This window comes from Candidatus Methylomirabilis limnetica (genome assembly GCF_003044035.1).
In the GTDB taxonomy this organism is placed as follows: Bacteria; Methylomirabilota; Methylomirabilia; order Methylomirabilales; family Methylomirabilaceae; genus Methylomirabilis; species Methylomirabilis limnetica.
In genome coordinates this window covers 137,468-155,668 of record NZ_NVQC01000022.1, presented here as the reverse complement: position 1 = coordinate 155,668, position 18,201 = coordinate 137,468, and the positions used below count along the sequence as shown (strand labels likewise).

At 55.9% G+C, this 18,201-nt stretch carries 24 protein-coding genes; all 24 read left to right on the top strand.

The features are described from left to right. Window positions 1-16 precede the first annotated feature (16 nt). A complete protein-coding gene (gene rpsH / locus CLG94_RS08050; RefSeq protein WP_107562444.1) occupies window positions 17-412 on the top strand; it encodes a 30S ribosomal protein S8 in 396 nt (131 codons plus the stop codon). A 109-nt stretch (window positions 413-521) separates the two neighbouring features. After that, the gene (gene rplF / locus CLG94_RS08045) at window positions 522-1,058 is read left to right on the top strand and encodes a 50S ribosomal protein L6 (RefSeq protein ID WP_107562442.1); all 537 of its coding nucleotides are present in this window, start codon (window positions 522-524) and stop codon (window positions 1,056-1,058) included. A gap of 32 nt (window positions 1,059-1,090) precedes the next feature. Then, complete coding sequence (rplR, locus tag CLG94_RS08040) at window positions 1,091-1,459, top strand: 50S ribosomal protein L18 (protein WP_107562440.1); 369 nt, start codon at window positions 1,091-1,093, stop codon at window positions 1,457-1,459. A 118-nt stretch (window positions 1,460-1,577) separates the two neighbouring features. Then, window positions 1,578-2,087, top strand: coding sequence for a 30S ribosomal protein S5 (gene rpsE, locus CLG94_RS08035; RefSeq protein WP_107562438.1), 510 nt, complete (start codon window positions 1,578-1,580; stop codon window positions 2,085-2,087). Window position 2,088: 1 nt separating this feature from the next. Then, a complete protein-coding gene (rpmD, locus tag CLG94_RS08030) occupies window positions 2,089-2,289 on the top strand; it encodes a 50S ribosomal protein L30 (protein WP_107562436.1) in 201 nt (66 codons plus the stop codon). Beyond that, the gene (gene rplO / locus CLG94_RS08025) at window positions 2,286-2,732 is read left to right on the top strand and encodes a 50S ribosomal protein L15 (protein WP_107562434.1); all 447 of its coding nucleotides are present in this window, start codon (window positions 2,286-2,288) and stop codon (window positions 2,730-2,732) included. The genes rpmD and rplO overlap by 4 nt, the downstream gene beginning before the upstream one ends. After that, window positions 2,729-4,039, top strand: a complete 1,311-nt coding sequence (gene secY / locus CLG94_RS08020; protein ID WP_107562432.1) for a preprotein translocase subunit SecY — start codon at window positions 2,729-2,731, stop codon at window positions 4,037-4,039. The genes rplO and secY overlap by 4 nt, the downstream gene beginning before the upstream one ends. Before the next feature lie 7 nt (window positions 4,040-4,046). Beyond that, a complete protein-coding gene (locus CLG94_RS08015; RefSeq protein ID WP_107562430.1) occupies window positions 4,047-4,694 on the top strand; it encodes an adenylate kinase in 648 nt (215 codons plus the stop codon). A gap of 8 nt (window positions 4,695-4,702) precedes the next feature. Then, entirely contained in the window at window positions 4,703-5,482 is a 780-nt protein-coding gene (gene map / locus CLG94_RS08010; RefSeq protein WP_107562428.1) for a type I methionyl aminopeptidase, read from the top strand. Further along, a complete protein-coding gene (infA, locus tag CLG94_RS08005; protein WP_107562426.1) occupies window positions 5,482-5,700 on the top strand; it encodes a translation initiation factor IF-1 in 219 nt (72 codons plus the stop codon). Before map ends, infA begins: the two co-directional genes overlap by 1 nt. Window positions 5,701-5,753: 53 nt before the next feature. Then, on the top strand, window positions 5,754-5,867 hold the full coding sequence (rpmJ, locus tag CLG94_RS08000; RefSeq protein ID WP_107562425.1) for a 50S ribosomal protein L36: 114 nt from the start codon (window positions 5,754-5,756) through the stop codon (window positions 5,865-5,867). Between the two features lie 115 nt (window positions 5,868-5,982). Beyond that, window positions 5,983-6,357, top strand: a complete 375-nt coding sequence (gene rpsM / locus CLG94_RS07995; RefSeq protein WP_107562423.1) for a 30S ribosomal protein S13 — start codon at window positions 5,983-5,985, stop codon at window positions 6,355-6,357. Window positions 6,358-6,469: 112 nt separating this feature from the next. Then, window positions 6,470-6,880: a 30S ribosomal protein S11 gene (gene rpsK, locus CLG94_RS07990; protein ID WP_107562421.1), complete on the top strand. Its 411-nt coding sequence runs from the start codon at window positions 6,470-6,472 to the stop codon at window positions 6,878-6,880. Between the two features lie 117 nt (window positions 6,881-6,997). After that, window positions 6,998-7,624: a 30S ribosomal protein S4 gene (gene rpsD, locus CLG94_RS07985; RefSeq protein ID WP_107562420.1), complete on the top strand. Its 627-nt coding sequence runs from the start codon at window positions 6,998-7,000 to the stop codon at window positions 7,622-7,624. Window positions 7,625-7,648: 24 nt separating this feature from the next. Continuing rightward, window positions 7,649-8,677, top strand: coding sequence for a DNA-directed RNA polymerase subunit alpha (locus tag CLG94_RS07980; RefSeq protein WP_107562418.1), 1,029 nt, complete (start codon window positions 7,649-7,651; stop codon window positions 8,675-8,677). 40 nt (window positions 8,678-8,717) lie between these two features. Next, window positions 8,718-9,209, top strand: coding sequence for a 50S ribosomal protein L17 (gene rplQ, locus CLG94_RS07975; protein WP_107562416.1), 492 nt, complete (start codon window positions 8,718-8,720; stop codon window positions 9,207-9,209). A 167-nt stretch (window positions 9,210-9,376) separates the two neighbouring features. Continuing rightward, window positions 9,377-11,461: an elongation factor G gene (gene fusA, locus CLG94_RS07970; RefSeq protein WP_107562414.1), complete on the top strand. Its 2,085-nt coding sequence runs from the start codon at window positions 9,377-9,379 to the stop codon at window positions 11,459-11,461. 115 nt (window positions 11,462-11,576) lie between these two features. Then, complete coding sequence (gene rimP / locus CLG94_RS07965; protein ID WP_107562412.1) at window positions 11,577-12,038, top strand: ribosome maturation factor RimP; 462 nt, start codon at window positions 11,577-11,579, stop codon at window positions 12,036-12,038. Window positions 12,039-12,120: 82 nt separating this feature from the next. Beyond that, a complete protein-coding gene (gene nusA, locus CLG94_RS07960) occupies window positions 12,121-13,422 on the top strand; it encodes a transcription termination factor NusA (RefSeq protein WP_107562410.1) in 1,302 nt (433 codons plus the stop codon). Next, entirely contained in the window at window positions 13,423-14,043 is a 621-nt protein-coding gene (locus CLG94_RS07955) for a DUF448 domain-containing protein (protein WP_107562408.1), read from the top strand. It begins immediately after the preceding gene. Window positions 14,044-14,080: 37 nt separating this feature from the next. Next, the gene (gene infB, locus CLG94_RS07950) at window positions 14,081-16,483 is read left to right on the top strand and encodes a translation initiation factor IF-2 (RefSeq protein WP_107562406.1); all 2,403 of its coding nucleotides are present in this window, start codon (window positions 14,081-14,083) and stop codon (window positions 16,481-16,483) included. A gap of 147 nt (window positions 16,484-16,630) precedes the next feature. Next, window positions 16,631-16,918, top strand: coding sequence for a DUF503 domain-containing protein (locus tag CLG94_RS07945; RefSeq protein ID WP_107562404.1), 288 nt, complete (start codon window positions 16,631-16,633; stop codon window positions 16,916-16,918). A gap of 34 nt (window positions 16,919-16,952) precedes the next feature. Next, on the top strand, window positions 16,953-17,315 hold the full coding sequence (gene rbfA / locus CLG94_RS07940) for a 30S ribosome-binding factor RbfA (RefSeq protein WP_193450643.1): 363 nt from the start codon (window positions 16,953-16,955) through the stop codon (window positions 17,313-17,315). Between the two features lie 2 nt (window positions 17,316-17,317). Continuing rightward, the gene (locus CLG94_RS07935) at window positions 17,318-18,190 is read left to right on the top strand and encodes a PHP domain-containing protein (RefSeq protein WP_161954088.1); all 873 of its coding nucleotides are present in this window, start codon (window positions 17,318-17,320) and stop codon (window positions 18,188-18,190) included. The last annotated feature ends 11 nt before the right edge of the window (window positions 18,191-18,201 follow it).

Here is an 18,201-nt window from a genome sequence, read left to right as displayed (position 1 = left end):
TTGGAGTGATCCGACCATGATGACCGATCCCATAGCGGACATGCTGACCAGGATCAGGAACGCGAACCTGGTTGTTCACGACAAAGTCCATATCCCCGCCTCCAAGATGAAGGTTGAGATCGCTAAGGTCCTGCGGGAGGAGGGCTATATCAGGAACTTCAAACTTCTTGACGTCGACAACAGACGGGTGCTACGAATCTACCTGAAATACGGTCCTGGAGACCAGCGGATTATTACCGGCCTTCGCCGGGTAAGCAGGCCAGGGCTTCGGGTGTATTCAACGTCACGACGGCTCCCTCGGGTCATGAACGGTCTTGGCATCGCGATTCTTTCGACATCGCATGGGATCATGGCAGAGCGTTCGGCCAGAGACCGCGGCGCAGGTGGTGAGGTGCTGTGCTACGTTTGGTAAAGGCAGGGCGAAGCATATATTGAGTCTATTGCGTTAATCGCGATGACGCAACAGACGCCCTAGACGCGATGACGCTATGAACGCTAATGACGCATGAAAGAGGTAGGGTATGTCGCGAATCGGAAGAAAGTTAATCCCTCTCTCAGACCAGGTGACAGTAGAGATTTCTCGGGGCAGTATCTTTGTCGAGGGGCCAAAGGGCAAGCTATCGCTTCGCCTCCATCCCTCGATGGCGGTGAAGCTAGAGGATCGCGAGCTCCATTGTGTGCGGCCCTCTGACAATAAACTCCATCGTTCGCTTCACGGGCTCACCCGTACGCTGATTGCTAATATGGTCGAGGGGGTTACTAAAGGATTTGAGAAGAAGCTAGAGATGATTGGGGTCGGCTATCGTGGCTCGGTGCAAGGGAGAAATCTTGTACTGATGTTAGGCTATTCGCATCCTCTCGTTCTTCCGCTGCCTGACGGGATTAATGTTATAGTGGAGAGTCAGAATCTTGTGACGATCTCCGGGGCAGATAAACAGCAGGTCGGAGAGGTGGCCGCCAAGATCAGGAGTCTCAGACCGCCTGAGCCATATAAGGGCAAGGGAGTCAAGTACACGGGTGAGCGTATTCGCCGTAAGGCCGGGAAGACTGGGGCGTAGAGCGGATTGCGTGTCTCCGGGGGGGATGTGAGTTGACTGGCTACGGAGGAAAACAGGAGCGTCGAATTCGACGCCATCGCCGGATCAGAAAGCGCATTGTCGGCAGTGCAGTTTGCCCGCGGCTGTGCGTATTTAGGAGCGCCCGCCATATTTACGCTCAAATTATTGACGATGAGCAGGGAAAGACGCTCGCTGCCGCTTCTACCCTTTCGATAGAGATTAGGGAAAAAGGGCAGACTGGGAACAAGACTGCTGCCGCTCGGTTAGTCGGTGAGTTATTGGCGAGCAAGGCCTTGGCAGCGCATATTTCTCGAGTGGTCTTTGACCGGGGTGGCTTCAAATTCCACGGACGCGTCAAGGCATTGGCCGCTGGCCTTGGGGAAAAAGGAGTGAGGATCTAGTTCGTCGGAGCGCATGCCTGACCGTATAGTTCTATCGCACGCTACTTAGTCACCGCGATAATGTTATCAGTTATTCCTCTCGACGAGTTGCCGGTATAGTGGAAGAGAAGGAGAAGATTTGAAGCAGATCAAAGCTGACGCTCTTAACCTGGCCGAGCGTATCGTCCATATCAACCGGGTCGCCAAGGTGGTTAAGGGTGGGCGGCGATTTCACTTCAGTGCCCTTGTCGTGGTAGGCGATCAAAACGGACACGTCGGAATAGGATTGGGCAAAGCACACGAGGTGCCGGAGGCGATTCGCAAAGGTATCGAGGCTGCCAAGAAGGAATTGATTGGCATAACGCTGCTGCGGACGAGTATTCCTCATGAGGTTGTCGGAAGGTATGGCGCAGCCAAGGTGATCCTGAGGCCGGCCTCACAGGGAACTGGAGTCGTGGCGGGAAAGGCGGCCCGCGCTGTGCTAGAGGCGGCTGGTGTTCGGGATGTGCTGTCTAAATCGCTGGGATCAGACAATCCTCACAATGTCGTGAAAGCAACATTGAAGGGTTTACAGTTGCTTCGGTCGCCTGAGGAAGTCGCACGCTCCAGGGGGGTGCGTCAGGAAGGACTGGTCGCGCAAGGGGCATAAGATGGACAAAAGTCTACGTATCATTCTCCGAAAGAGTAAGATCGGGCACCCGGCGCATCAGACTAGAGTCCTCGCTGGGCTAGGGTTGCGCAGGATCAATAGCTTTGTGGTTCGCGCCGACACCCCGACAATTAGAGGGATGATCAGGAAGGTGGTCCACTTGGTCGATGTGCAGCAAGTTGACAGCGAGGAGAAGGGATGAAACTGCACGAGCTAAAGCCTCCAGTTGGCGCCACTCAACGCAGAAAACGCGTTGGACGTGGTACCGGATCGGGGCACGGAAAGACATCCGGTAGAGGAGAAAAAGGCCAGAAGGCTCGTTCTGGTGCCCATATCCATCCCTGGTTCGAGGGCGGCCAGCTTCCGTTACATCGCCGTGTGCCAAAGCGGGGATTTACCAACAGATTTAGAAAAGTCTACGCCACCGTGAATCTTAGAGACCTGGAGCGATTCGAGTCAGGCACCAAAGTGACCCCAGGACTGCTTCAGGAGAGGCGGATTGTCAAGGACCTCAAGGCGGGGCTGAAGGTACTTGCTGAAGGGGTGCTAAGCAAGCCTCTGAGCGTGGCTGCGCATAAGTTCTCCAAGCAGGCGATTGAGAAGATTCTCGCCTCTGGTGGGATGATCGAGGTTATTAGTGTATGACTGATTGGGCTGGTAACATCTTCAGAGTGCCCGAGCTCAAGAAGCGGATTATCTTTACCGCTCTTGCGCTGATCGCCTACCGGCTAGGGTCCCACATCCCGACACCCGGCATAGATGCCCATGCTCTTTTATCGTTTTTTCAGCAGGCTGGTGGGACGCTACTTGGCTTCTTTGATCTCTTTTCCGGTGGCGCGCTACGGCGTCTCAGTATTCTCGCGCTCGGCATCATGCCGTACATTAGCGCGTCGATCATCCTTCAGCTCCTTGCTGTCGTCTTTCCCCCCTTGGAGAAGCTGAGTAAAGAGGGGGAGGCCGGGCGTAAGAAGATCTCTCAATACACGCGGTACGGCACCGTCCTGCTAGCGGCCATCCAGGCCATGGGAATTGCCATCGGCCTTGAGAACATGCGGAGCCCGACTGGTGAGCAGATTGTAATTGATCCGGGAATGGGCTTTCGCATGATGACCACGATTACGCTTACGACAGGTTCGATCATTCTCATGTGGCTTGGCGAGCAGATTACGGAGCGAGGAATCGGGAACGGGATCTCTCTTCTGATCTTTGCCGGCATCATTGTCCGGGTGCCCGAGGCAATCGTGAATACTTGGCGGCTTCTGACCACGGGAGAACTGCAGGTTCTAGTGCTGCTGATCGTTCTGGTTATGATGGTGTTGGTTGTAGCCGGGGTCATCGTCATGACGCTTGGTCAAAGACCGATAGTCGTACAGTATGCTAAAAGAATCGTAGGGCGGCGAGTGTACGGAGGCCAGAGTACGCATATTCCGTTGCGGATCAACACGGCCGGTGTCATTCCGGTAATCTTTGCTTCCTCGATCATTGTGTTTCCCGCTACCATCGCACAATTTATTAATCACCCCTGGATGCAGGGTGTGGCCGGGGCGCTTTCCCCGGGTACTGTAACGTATACGGTTCTGTATGCGGTAGCGATCATTTTCTTTACTTACTTTTATACGGCCATTGTCTTCAACCCGACTGACGTTGCTGACAACATGAGAAAGCACGGGGGCTTCATCCCGGGCATTCGACCGGGAACGAAGACGGCGGAATTTATCGAGAAGGTGTTGGATCGGATTACACTTGTTGGGGCGATCTACCTTACGCTGATCTCAATTCTTCCGGAATTATTGATCAGCTCAATGAACGTTCCGTTCTTTTTTGGGGGAACATCTCTTTTGATTGTGGTTGGCGTGGCCCTGGATACCGTGCAGCAAGTGGAGTCTCACTTGCTCATGCGTAACTATGAGGGATTCCTAAAGAAGGGTCAAGTTAAAGGCAGGCTAGGGTAGTCAGGCAATGCGGCTTGTCTTGCTGGGACCGCCTGGCGCTGGCAAGGGGACGCAGGCCAGGCTACTGATGGCTAAGTCTGACGTTGTACACGTTTCTGCTGGCGATCTGCTGCGACAAGCGGTGGCTGATGGTTCTGAGATGGGACAGACCGCCAAGGCGATTATGGCGCAAGGGTCCCTTGTTCCGGATGAAGTGGTCATTGGGATTATCGAAGAGCGGTTGCGCAGGCCTGATTGTACCAGCGGATACATCCTTGATGGGTTTCCAAGGACGCTTCGCCAGGCAGAGGCACTCTCGGGAGTTCTGAGGCTTTTGCAAGCCCCGTTAGATTGGGTTATCAGCGTAGAGGTGTCTGAGGACGATCTGGTCAGGCGGCTCGCTGGTAGACGGATTTGTCGAGCCTGTGGGGCTATGTTTCACGTTGACACGAAGCCGCCACTGCAGATTGGGATATGCGATAGCTGTGGGGACCACCTCTTCCAGAGGGACGACGATAAGGAGGACACGAGCCGCCATCGCCTTCGGGTCTACCGGGAGCAAACAGAGCCTCTGATCGCATATTACAATACGATGGGGCTACTTAGGCGGATCGACGGTCGGGGGACGATCGAGGAAATTGCTCAACGGGTGCAGCAGGCCTTAGGGGACGGATAGGAATAGTTATGATGGTCTTAAAGTCCCCATGGGAGATTGATCTGATGCGAAAGAGCAGCCGAATCGTGGCGGAAACCCTCGATAGGCTGACGAGACTTATAGAGCCGGGGCTGACTACGTTGGAGTTGGATCGCGCTGCAGAGGCTTATATCTTAAGACGAGGGGGTAAGCCAGCGTTCAAGGGCTACCGGGGCTATCCTTATACGCTCTGCGCTTCTGTGAACGAGCAGGTAGTCCACGCGTTCCCATCGGCGAGGATTCTCGATGAGGGTGACATCGTAAGTCTGGATCTCGGAGTTATTGTCGATGGCTACTACGGGGATGCTGCGATTACGGTTCCGGTGGGGAAGGTGTCGGAGGGTGCCAGGCGCTTGATTGTTGCGACTCGAGATGCCCTTACGCGCGCTATCATGGCTGCGCGTCCCGGGAATCATCTCTCCGACATCTCTCATGCTGTCCAGTCCGTCGTTGAGGGTAGAGGATTTTCAGTTGTGCGCCTGTTTGTTGGTCACGGGATTGGGCGGGCCCTTCATGAGGAACCGCAGATTCCGAACTTTGGACCACCAGCTCAAGGCCCTATGCTCAAACCTGGGTTAGTCCTGGCCATTGAGCCGATGGCCAATGCCGGAGGCCCAGACGTCATGGTCCTCGATGATCACTGGACAGCGGTGACATGCGATAGTTCCCTTTCCGCTCATTTTGAGCACACGGTCGCGCTCACCGAGGATGGGGCAGAGGTGCTGAGCAGCCTAACCGAGGACGAAGCACCTCAGGGAGCGGATCGCTAATGCCGAAGGAAGAGGCGGTTGAAGTTGAGGGGACGGTGGTTGAGCCTTTACCTAATGCTATGTTTCGTGTAGAACTGGAAACCGGGCACAAGGTCCTTGCGCACATCTCCGGAAAGATGCGCATGCATTTCATTCGGATTCTTCCCGGAGATAAGGTGATAGTGGAGCTGTCTCCATACGACTTGACGCGAGGGCGAATTACTTACCGATATAAATAGGATCACGATTGAAGGTCAAGGGCGATCAGTGATTCTGTGATGCGGGGGCTATTATGAAGGTGCGGGCGTCAGTTAAGCCGATGTGTGAGAAGTGCAAGGTCGTTAGACGTAAAAGAGTGCTGCGGGTAGTGTGCGAAAATCCTCGGCACAAACAACGACAAGGGTAGATGGTTCACAGTTCACAGTTCAGAGTTTAGAGTTCATGTAAGAGATGGTGTCGCGTGTTTGAGCGCCGTTCTATGAACTATGAACCATGCACTCTGAACTAAGAGAAGGAGCTGTATGGCACGCATCGCCGGGGTAGATCTTCCGAGGGAAAAACGTCTTGAGATTGCGCTAACGTATATTTACGGCGTCGGTCGCTCTGCTTCGCATAAAATCTTACGGGACTCCGGAGTCACTCCGGATGTCCGCGTCAAGAACCTCACTGAAGAGGAGATCGCGAAGCTGCGGCGGACCATTGAAGGGAACTACAGGGTAGAAGGCGACCTCAGGCGTGAGATCTCTATGAACATCAAGCGGCTCATGGACATTGGCGCCTACCGTGGTCTCAGGCATCGCCGGGGTCTTCCTGTTCGTGGCCAGCGAACCAGCACCAATGCCAGGACGCGTAAGGGGCCTCGCCGGACGGTAGGTATGAAAAGCAAGAAAGTATAACCGGACAGATCGCGCTGAGGGCGCCGGATTGTCCCGCTTGGTACAGGTGAGAACCAGCGTCTATGCGCGATGATGCAGTTGCTCAATGGCCTGTTGACCTGATGGAGGAAGAATGGCTGAGGAGGTAAAACCGAGACGTCCGGCGGGACGTACGGGAGGTAAAAAAGAGACCAAGAACATCGCTCACGGAATCGCCTGCGTCCAGGCGACATTCAACAATACTATTGTCACCATCACAGATATGACAGGCAATGTTGTTGCATGGGCTAGTGCGGGGTCTGTGGGGTTCAAGGGTTCCCGGAAGAGTACCCCATTTGCTGCGCAGAGGGCTGCGGATAGTGCTGCGCAGAGGGCGATGAGCCAGGGCATGAAAGAAGTGAAGGTGTATATCAAGGGGCCAGGCGCCGGTCGGGAATCCGCCATTCGGGCCCTACAGGCGGCAGGTATGGAGGTCTCGACGATTAAGGACGTGACGCCGATTCCCCATAACGGCTGTCGCGCGTCCAAGCGGAGACGAGTATGAGACGGTTGTTCTGGCCGATATATCGTCCAATGACCCTCGGAAGGGAGGCCAGGATCGTAATCCGCGGAAGTGTCAGTGAGACGGGGGGTGACACTACCCTCTGGGGAGGAGGGGCTCGTGGCTAGGTATCTGGATTCTGCGTGCAAGCTTTGCAGGCGGGAAGGGCTGAAGCTGTTCCTGAAAGGGGATCGTTGCCTCTCTACCAAATGTGCCATTGAGAAGCGGAATTTCATTCCAGGCATGCATGGCCAACGACGAACAAAGGTTTCGGATTACTGCAGGCAGCTTCGCGAGAAGCAGAAGATGCGCCGAATCTACGGTGTCCTGGAAACACAGTTCCGAAAATACTATCGTATGGCCGAGCGACAGACAGGGATTACGGGCGAAAACCTTGTCAAGATTCTGGAGCAACGGCTGGACAGCGTTGTCCATCGCCTCGGATTTGCCGCATCCCGCGCACAGGCGAGAATATTGATTACCCACGGGCACATCCTCGTCAATGGGCGAAAGACCGATATTGCTTCCTATCTGGTTCGTCCAGGCGAGACCATCGAGGTGCGGCCAAAGAGTCGCGAAATAATGGCAATTAAGACGGCCTTCGAAGTGGCAAAGCGGCGAACGTTGCCGAGTTGGCTAGAGCTTGATCCGACCAACATGAAGGGGGTTGTCCGATCGATCCCATCCCGAGAGGAGATCGCTATCCCCGTGGAGGAGCAGTTGATCGTTGCGCTGTACTCCAAATAATGGTGGGCGTGGGAGGGTGTTTTAATGATTCAGAAGATTAAGGGCCTCCAGAAGCCAAAGCGGCTGGAGTGCGAACTGGAATCTCTGACCAGCACATACGGTAAGTTTGTCACAGAGCCTTTCGAACGCGGATTCGGATTGACCATCGGTAATGCGCTTCGGCGCATCCTCCTCTCCGCGATTGAGGGGGCCGCGGTAACATCGATTCGAATCACCGGGGCGCTGCATGAATTCACAAGCATCCCTGGAGTAAAAGAAGATGTGAGCGATATCATCCTCAACCTCAAGGGGCTGCGGATCAAGTTGCACGTAGATCACCCCAAGACCCTGCACCTCAAGGCGTTTTCAGAGGGGGAGGTTCGAGCAGCACATATCACTCCCGATCCTGATGTCGAGATCTTAAACCCTGACCTACATATTGCGACCCTGGCGTTGGATGGCAATCTCGATCTGGAGTTGGAGGTGTGTCATGGGCGAGGGTATGTCCCTGCAGAGCGAAACAAGCGAGAGGGGCAACCCGTTGATGTTATCGCCATAGATTCTATGTTCTCCCCGATTCGGAAGGTTACTTTCCTGGTTGAAGACACCCGTGTCGGCCAGATCACCGACTACAATAAGCTGACCATGGAGGTATGGACTGACGGCAGCATCCTGCCTCGGGACGCCATTGCGTATGCGGCAAAGACCCTCAAGGATCACGTGAGCATATTTACCAACTTTGAGGAAGAGCCAGAGAGGGAGGGGGTAGTCGTCGACGAGGCAAAGAAACAGCTAGTGGACAACTTGAATCGAAGTGTCGACGAGCTGGAGCTTTCGGTACGGTCGGCTAATTGCTTGAAGCACTCTGACATTCACCATATCTACGAGTTGGTAGTCAAGAGTGAGCCCGAGATGCTGAAGACAAAGAATTTCGGTCGGAAGTCTCTGAATGAGATCAAGGAGATCCTTGTCGGTATGGGGTTGACCTTAGGAATGAAACTGGAAGGTCTCCCTGTTGGCGAACCCTTCGGGAAACGAGGCGATAAGACCTCGAAGGTCTTAACGGGGGCCTAAGCCTGGCAGGATTTTAGTCAGTCAGGCGGGAGTATCTGCTATGCGGCACAGAATCGCTGGGAGGAAGCTCGGCCGAACAACGGCTCATCGAGAGATGCTCCTCCGTAATCTGGTAACATCGCTCTTCCAGTACGAGAAGATTGTCACAACTGAGGCGAAGGCCAAGGAGCTGCGCAAACTGGCAGACAAGATTATTACGCTGGCCAAGCGTGGGGATTTGCATGCGCGCCGACAGGCAGCCGAGGTTGTCATGGACGAGACCGTCTTAAAAAAGCTGTTTGATGCAATCGGGACCCGCTATAAGGATCGAAACGGTGGCTATACGAGGATGACGAAGCTGGAGTATAGAATGGGGGACGGTGCCCCGCTCGCAGCTATCGAGCTGGCAGGGGTCGGCGTAGACGCCGCGCCTGCCGCAAAGCCGGCCAGCCGCCGTGGTCGGCGTGAGGACAAAGGAAAAGTGCCGAAAACAAGGCAAGCCAAACCCTTGACGGCTTCTCCGCCCGCCGCCGAAAGTGCGATAGGTCCTTGAGGACAATGATTTGACTTAAGTACAGGATGCCCTTCCCGACTCGTTCGGGAAGGGCATCGTTGCTTTCACGAGGAGATGATTTTCTCTTAACAACCTGGCGGCCGCTGTAGTCCGAAAAGAACCTCGGGGCTTTTGAGCGGCTTGCGCGATATATGGGGTAAATGGCAATGAGCGGGGTTGGGATTGCCAGGATCCGCAACGTAGCGATCGTAGCCCACGGAGGCGCAGGTAAGACGACGCTGACTGAGGCGATGCTTTTCGACGCCGGTGCCATTTCTCGACTTGGAAAGGTCGAAGATGGGACGACCGTCACTGACTTCGACGAAGACGAGATCAAGAGAAAGATGAGCGTCAGCTCAGCCTTCGCCTTCTGTGAGTGGAAAGGGTGCAAGCTTAACCTGATTGATACTCCTGGAGCGTCCATCTTCCTGACTGATACCCGAAACTGCATGAGGGTCGTTGACGGCGCGGTTGTGGTGGTGAGTAGCGTATCCGGCGTGAAGGTGCAGACGGAGAAGGTTTGGGAGTACGCTGAAACAGAAGGCCTTGCGAGGGCGATTATTGTCAATAAGATGGATCGGGAGCAGGCCGACTTTTTCCGAACCTTGGAAGATATTCGTAAGAACCTCTGCCCGGTGGCCACACCCATCCAGCTCCCAATAGGAACGCAAGCCTCCTTCATGGGTGTGGTCGATCTACTGCGAATGAAAGCCAGGATCTACCAGGGCGAGATGGCGGGGAAGTTCTCCGAAGGGGAGATTCCACCGGATCTGAGACCGAAGGCAGAGGAGCTACAATCGGCGCTGATGGAGGTGATCGCGGACAGTGACGACAGACTGCTGGAGAAGTATCTGGAATCCGGGACGCTTTCGTACGATGAGCTGAAGACCGGGCTGCAGCGGGCGGTTATCATGGGAAAGCTTGTTCCGGTTCTCTGCAGTTCGGCTCTTAAGAACATCGGCGTACAGCTTTTGCTGGATCTCCTGACAGAGGTCTTTCCATCCCCGATAGATCGTGAAGCCAGCATGGGAATCGATCCGAGGAACGGGGAGCCGCTTGTCCGAGAAAGCAGAGAGGATGCCCCATTGTCTGCTCTAGTGTGTAAAACACTCGTCGATCCCTACGCCGGCAAGATGACACTTTTCCGGGTGTACTCCGGTACGCTCTCTTCAGATTCCATCGTCTACAATAGCACCAAAGGGTGTAAGGAAAGGATTGGCCAGGCGGTGCTGCTCCTGGGTAAACATCAGATTCCGGTTTCGGCAATCGGGGCGGGAGATCTTGGGGCTGTGGTGAAGCTGAAGGAGACAGGCACAGGTGATACCCTCTGCGATGAGCGAAGTCCAATCCGCCTGGAACCGGCGAGGATCCCAAGCCCCATCATCGAGTATGCCATCGCGCCTAAGACAAGAGGGGATGATGAAAAAATGAGCTTGGGGCTCCATCGACTTCAGGAAGAGGATCCCTCTCTTCAGGTTCGACGCGATCCGCAGACCAAGGAGATCATCCTGGCCGGGATGGGTAAGGCCCACTTGGAGATGGCGGTCGAGCGCCTCAAGCGGAAGTTCGGACTCGAGGTCCAGATGCATACGCTACGCGTACCGTACAAGGAGACAATTCACGGGCGAACGGAGGTTCAGGGAAGGCATAAGAAGCAGACCGGTGGCCATGGACAGTACGGTGATTGTTGGATCAGGCTTGAGTCGCTCCCTCGAGGCGAGGGGTACGAATTCGTGAACCAAGTTGTGGGGGGAGTTATTCCCAAGCAGTACATCCCAGCGGTGGAGAGAGGGATCATGGAGGCGATGGAAGAAGGGAGCCTGGTCGGGTATCCTGTCGTGGATGTGAAGGTCACTCTCTACGATGGCTCGTACCATGCCGTTGATTCCTCGGAAATGGCTTTCAGGGTTGCTGGTTCATTGGCGTTTAAAAAGGGCGTACTGCAGGCACACCCAACTCTTCTGGAGCCGATCATGACGGTTGAGGTGATGGTCCCCGACGAGTGTATGGGGGATGTGATCGGCGACCTGAACAGCAGACGGGGACACGTGATGGGCGTGGAGGCTAAGGGGAAGGGGCAGACTATCAAGGCCCATGTTCCTATGGCTGAAGTGTTGGAGTATGCCACACAGCTCAAGGCCATCACCGGCGACCGAGGTGACTATACTGTAGAGTTCTCTCACTACGACGAGGTTCCCCAGCATCTAATGGAGCGAGTGGTCGCAGAATTGAAAAAGGCGAAAGGAGAATAGACCTCTCCTCACCTACTTCCCTTTGATTTCCCTTGTACGGTTCAAGAGAAATGTGCTATTTTGACATGAGTGGGCCAGCGATGCCCGCTCTTTGTTTTATAAGGGGTGTTGTTATATGACTGGGGAGGTCGTAGAGCGGGTTAGAACGATCGCCATTCCGCTCTTCATGGAGTTGGGGCTGGAGCTTGTAGACGTTGAGTTCCGTCGAGAAGCAAACGGATGGATCCTCCGCCTCTACATCGACAAGCCTGGTGGGGTGGTCTTGGGGGATTGCCAACGAGTGAGCGAAGAGCTGAGCGACCTTCTCGACATAGAGGATCTTATCGGTCATCCCTACTCACTCGAAGTCTCCTCTCCTGGTTTGTACCGGCCACTCCGCTTAGAGTCGGATTTTCTTCGCTTCGTGGGCCAACGGGCGAGGATAAGTACCTCATCGGCCGTTGCCGGTCAACGACGGTTTCTTGGCATCCTGAGGGGGTACGAGGAGGAACGGATATTGCTGGAACGGGAGGATGGTACGATTGCCCTTATCCCTTATGCGCTGATTGTGAAGTCCCGACTGGACCCGATCCTGTAAAGAGCAGGGTATAGGGTTCAGGGTATAGGGTATAGAAAATAGGAAGGCATTTAGCTCTTCCCTAAACCCTGGTGTGAGACTAATGGGCATCGATTTACTGCAGGTTATAGAACAAGTCGGACGCGAGAAAGAGATAGATTCGGCAGTTCTGATTGAGGCTGTCAGCGCGGCGATCCTCTCCGCGTCCCGCAAGACCCTTGGAGCCGCCCTTGATCTACGCGTGGAGTTTGATCAACGGGCTCGTTGCTTTACGCTGTACGCAGTGCGAAAGGTTGCCGAGGAGGTTCTGAATCCCCATGTCGAGATCTCCATCGATGAGGCCCAATTGATAAGCCCTGGGGCCCAACTTGGCGATGAGATCAAGACTGAGATGAAGGCAAAAGAGTTCGGACGGATTGCTGCCCAAACAGCGAAACAGGTCATCATCCAGCGGGTCAGAGAGGCCGAACGGGAGAGTGTGTTTCAGGCTTTTAAGGCCAGAGTGGGTGAAATGGTGGGTGGCGTCGTACAGCGAGTTGTAAAGGGCAACGTCATAGTCAATCTCGGGAAGGCTGAGGCAATTATTCCCCCCAGAGAGCAGCTTCCCCGCGAAGATCACAGGACTGGCGATCGCGTTCGGGCGTATGTTCTGGATGTGAAGAAATTACCAAGGGGATCCCAGATTGTCCTTTCACGAACGCATCCCGGTCTCTTGGCCAAGCTGCTCGAGATCGAGGTTCCCGAGATCTACGAGGGGATCGTTGAAATCAAGGCGGTGGCCCGCGATGCGGGCGAACGAGCCAAGGTGGCTGTGGCCTCACGGGACAGCAATGTGGATCCGGTGGGGGCCTGCGTTGGATATCGTGGCAGTCGAGTTCAGGCTATCGTCAGAGAGCTGATGGGTGAAAAGATCGACGTGATCGCCTGGAAGGACGACCCGGCTTCCTTCGTCCGGAGTGCGCTTGCCCCAGCCGAGGTTGAGAGCGTCGAAGTTGCTCATGAGACGCACACCCTCAAGGTGCTCGTAGCTGACGGTCAGCTCTCTCTGGCTATTGGGAAACGGGGACAGAACGCTCGTCTGGCGGCGAAGCTGGTAGGATGGAAAGTGGATGTCAAGGGCCGGGGCGAGATTCAGAAACAGTTGGCAGAGCAGATCATGCCAGAGCTCGAGGCCGCAGTGTCGGTGGCGGAGAGTCCTCCTCCTGTTCCTATGCGACTAGCGGATTTGCCTGGCGTAGGGGAAAAATTAGCTGATCGCCTGATCGAGGCTGGCCTGGACAGTTACCAGAAGTTGGCTCATGCATCGGAAGAAGTCCTGGTCCAGGTAGAGGGGGTTGGCCCGAAGACAGCCCGGAAATTGATCGAGGTTGCGAAAGCCGCCCTCGCTTCGAGGGATGCAGGATAGGTGGTCTCTCAGCTCCTGCGCTCTTGCGTAGCCTGCCGTACGAGCCGGCCGAAGAGGGATCTTGTTCGCGTACATCTTGTGCCAGGCGGGAGGCTGGGCGTGGATCTGGGCGGGGGAGCTGGACGCGGGGTGTATGTCTGCCCGCTCCACATATGCCTGGAGCAGGCGGTAAAAAGAGATGAGTTTGCGCGCTGTCTGAAGGTGACGCTCGAACCGATGACAGTGCAGGCCCTTGAGGGGCTGATCCGAGAACGTGTCTTGCGCAAGGTGGCTGCTCTTCTTGGGCTTGCGCGCCGAGCCCGCAAGGTCGCCTCAGGCACAGAGGCGGTGGAATCGGCCGTGAAGCGCCATACAGCCCGGTTGATCCTGAGTGCGGTAGACGCATCGGCGAACTCGGTTTCGAAGTTGCGGACCATGGCCGCAGAGGTTGGCATCGCATGGAGGCAGGCCATGGGTAAGGAGGAGTTAGGGGCCGCTCTCGGAGGGGCCCCTCGAGCGTGCGTCGCTGTGACGGATCCGTGCTTTGCAGGGGCGGTGATGTCAGTTCTGGAAAAGATACCGGTGGAGATGGAAACGAGAGAGGCCGCATGGTCAGGCCGCCGATTTGGGGGGCAGGGCTGAGCCTCGGAAGGTCTGGGGGGGGTGATCCGGAGTGGGAATGATGAGGGTTTACGATCTAGCGAAAGTCCTCGGCATGTCAAGCAAAGAGCTCATTGACCGGCTTGAGGGGTCTGGCTTGCAACTCAAGAGCCATAGCAGCAACGTGGATGAGGACCATGTGAGGTCGCTCCTGACAGCCGCACCGGCTCAGAAGAAAAGTCGTCCTAAGCCCAAACCGCTGGAGACGTCTCCTTCAGATCAGGCGGTTCACGCCAAGCCCGTGGAAAGCCAACGTCCCGCGGCAGGAAAGGCTGACGTGCCGACAACAACGACCAAGATCTCAGCTGACAAGCCCGCTCGATCCGGGCTTGTCGAGACAAAGGCACCGGCCAAGGCCAAGCCAATAATCGAAGAGGTAGGGCCAGTTTTAAAATCGAGCTCGCTTGAGCAAAAGGAACCCCAGAAGCCCAAGGTTGTCTCTGCCCTACAGCCCTCTAAGGGAACAGCAGTTCTCGAACAGCCGCCCTCTGTACCGTTAGAGCCTCTTCGCGAAAGCCCGGTAGCGACAGCCGGCTTGAAAAGGGAGCCATCCCAGACTCCAACGCCACCTCCGCCTACCTCCGCTCCAGGGCAGAGGGTGACCGTGATCCCACCAGCGCTGAAACCTCAGGTCCAGGTAGCGCAGTCCGAGCGCGAGCCCATTCCTCCGCTACGCCCGATAGTCAAGATTGCGGAGACGATCACCGTGAAGGAGCTAGCGGAGACGATCGCGATGAGCCCTAGCGAGCTCATCAAGCAGTTGATTAAGATGGGGATCATTGCCACTATTAACCAGCCGCTCGATGTGGATGTGGTCAAGGGCGCGGCCGATAAGCTAGGATTCTTAGTGGAAGTGACGCCCCTGGAAGAGACTGCGGCCGGGGCGAGGGAGCTTGAGGACCTTTCGTTGCTCCTACCCAGGCCTGCGGTGGTTACGATCATGGGTCATGTCGATCACGGCAAAACCTCCCTGCTGGATGCGATCCGGCAGACCAATGTCATGGCCTCGGAGGCAGGTGGGATTACCCAACACATCGGCGCCTATCAAGTCGATCTGCCGGGTGGCAAGATCACGTTCCTGGACACGCCGGGCCACGAGGCGTTTACCGCCATGCGGGCGCGTGGGGCGCAGGCGACCGATATCGTGGTCCTGGTAGTGGCGGCCGATGACGGGGTGATGCCCCAGACCGTGGAGGCGATTAACCACGCCAAGGATGCAGGCGTTCCGATCCTGGTCGCGATTAACAAGATCGATAAGCCCGGCGCCGATTCGAACCGTGCCAGGCAACAGATGGCGGATTACGGTCTGGTCCCGGAAGATTGGGGAGGGCAGACGGTCTATGTGGAGGTCTCGGCCAAAAAGAAGGAGGGTATAGACCACCTTCTCGAGATGCTGCTTCTGCTGGCCGAGGTTCAGGAGCTGAGAGCGAACCCGCACAGGGCAGCGAAGGGTGTCATCATTGAGGCCGAACTGGATCGTAGTCGGGGACCAGTCGCGACAGTGTTGGTGCAGAATGGGACCCTGAATGTGGGGGACGTGATCGTCGCCGGATTGCATTCGGGTCGGGTGCGGGCTATGAACAATGAGACGAGAAAAAAGGTTCAGATGGCCGGGCCCGCGACCCCGGTGGAGGTACTGGGTCTTTCGGGCATCCCCATGGCCGGAGATACGTTTGTTGTGGTGTCCGACGAGCGGAAGGGACGACTGATCGCCATCAGCCGACAGCAGAAACATCGCGAGGAGAGGATCGGTTCGAAGCACCGCATGACCCTGGAGGATTTGCACCGTCGCATCCGGGAGGGTGAAGTCAAAGAACTTCGGATGATTATCAAGGGGGACGTCCAGGGCTCCGTTGGGCCGCTTCGCGAATCGCTGGAGCGGATTAGCACCGAGGCGGTCAGGTTGAAGGTGATCCACGCGTCGGTGGGCGCCATCAACGAAACTGACGTGATGCTGGCGTCAGCCTCCAACGCTGTCATTGTAGGATTCAACGTGCGTCCTGAGTCAAAGACCCAGAAGCTGGCTGAGCTGGAAGGCGTCGAGATTCGGCTCTACACCGTAATCTACAATGCCATCAACGAGATCCGGCAGGCGATGGAGGGGCTACTGGATCCCAAATATATCGAGCGATCGATTGGTCGCGTAGAGGTTCGCCAGGTCTTTACTGTGCCTAAAATTGGAGCCATAGCCGGCGCATACGTTGTGGAGGGTAAGGTCTGTAGAGATAGTCAGGTCCGCCTTATTCGGGATGGCAAGGTAGTCCACAAGGGGCGAGTTGGGTCACTTCGCCGCTTCAAGGAGGATGCCCGAGAGGTGCAGAGCGGGTTTGAGTGCGGCGTCGGCCTGATGAACTTCAATGACGTCAAACTTGGCGATATCCTGGAAGTGTTCGACCTTGAATCGGTAGCCCAGAAACTTTAAAAGATGTTGAAAAGTTCAACGTTCAAAGTTCAAAGTTCAACGTGCAAAGTTTAAGAGTGGTAAGAATCTGAAACCTTGAACATCGAACATCGAACCTTGAACATCGAACGTTGAACTTTGCACGTTGAACCTTGAACCTTTTTGCCCATGACCGTTGGAACGTGCCGCGTTGAGCTGCGTCTGGCTGGAAACAGCTCCCTCAAGGGTAAGCGGCGGGTTGTCAAGAGTCTCAAGGATCGTATTCGAGGCCGCTTCAATGTCTCCGTTGCCGAGGTAGATCGTCTTGATGAATGGCAACGCGCCACGCTTGGGATCGTCTGCGTCAGTAATAATTCTCGATTGGTAGATGAGACCCTGGCCAAAGTGGTGAACCTCATTGAGACTGACGCCGACGCCCTGATTCTCGATTACGAAATCGATCTGATGGCCTATTGATGCTCCCGACCTCTTGGTTGTTGAGGGGATGATAATGCAAGGCAGGCGTGCCGACCGCGTGAGTACCCTGATACAGGAAGAGATCAGTCGTCTGATCCTGCAGTCAGTGAAGGATCCGAGGATTGGTTTTGTAGCGGTTACCCGTGTCAGTGTGACCGATGACTTACGACAAGCGGTGGTCTATATCGCTTCGATCAAAGGCGAGGAGAAGCAGCGCCAGGAGTCGCTGATCGGCCTAAAGCGTGCGGCTGGTTTTCTCCGTGGAGAGCTAGGGCGGAGGCTTACACTTCGCTATGTCCCGGAAATTCTCTTCTCGCTTGATGATTCGCTGGAGCAGGAGCTGCACTTGGATAAGCTGTTCCGGCAGATCGAGGCTACCGGAACTAAGGAGCAATGACGATGGCGAGTCGTGTCGATCTGCACCTTCACACGAAGGCCTCCGACGGTGCGCTTCGGCCGGAAGAGCTGGTGAAGGCCGCCGACCTGATTGGGATCCGCATCATGGCCGTAACCGACCACGATAGCGTAGATGGGATCGCCGAGGCGCAAGCGGCCGCATCAGGTCTGGCAATCGAGGTGATTCCGGGGATCGAGATCAGCACAAGCCTGGACGGCGACGAGCTCCATATCCTGGGTTACTTGCTCGACGCGGACGACCCGTTCCTGCAAAAGGCCCTCCGTCGATTGCAGGAGGATAGACTCGCTCAGGCCAAAGCCATGGTCGAGCGGTTAGGCGCACTCAGGTGTCCGCTAGAGTGGGACCGTGTAATGGCCATCGCGGATGGGGGATCGGTTGGACGGCCACATATTGCGATGGCCCTTTTAGAGCGTGGCTACGTTGCGTCGGTGAATGAGGCGTTCTCGCGTTTTCTGAAACGAGGGGGTCCTGGCTATGTTGAGGGTCCGAAGCTCCCTCCACAGGAGGCGGTTAGCCTGATCAGGGAGGCTCACGGTGTATCTTCGCTGGCGCACCCGATCATCGTGGGGGCAAGCGATTACCATCTGGATCTATCGCGACTGCTGCCGATGATGATGGAGGCGGGCTTGGAGGGGATCGAGGTCTACTACAAGGGGTATACCTCGGAAATCACAGCGTCCCTGCTCGCCGTCGCCGGGCAGCATCGGCTCGTGCCCACCGGGGGAAGCGATTTTCACGGAGGTGGGGTTGTTGCGGATGCCGAGCTGGGAGGGGTCGAGGTGCCATGGGAGACCGTCGAACATCTGAGGGCTAGAAAACGAGAGTCAGGCCGTGAACCGATCATCTCCAAGTAGTTTCTGGTACA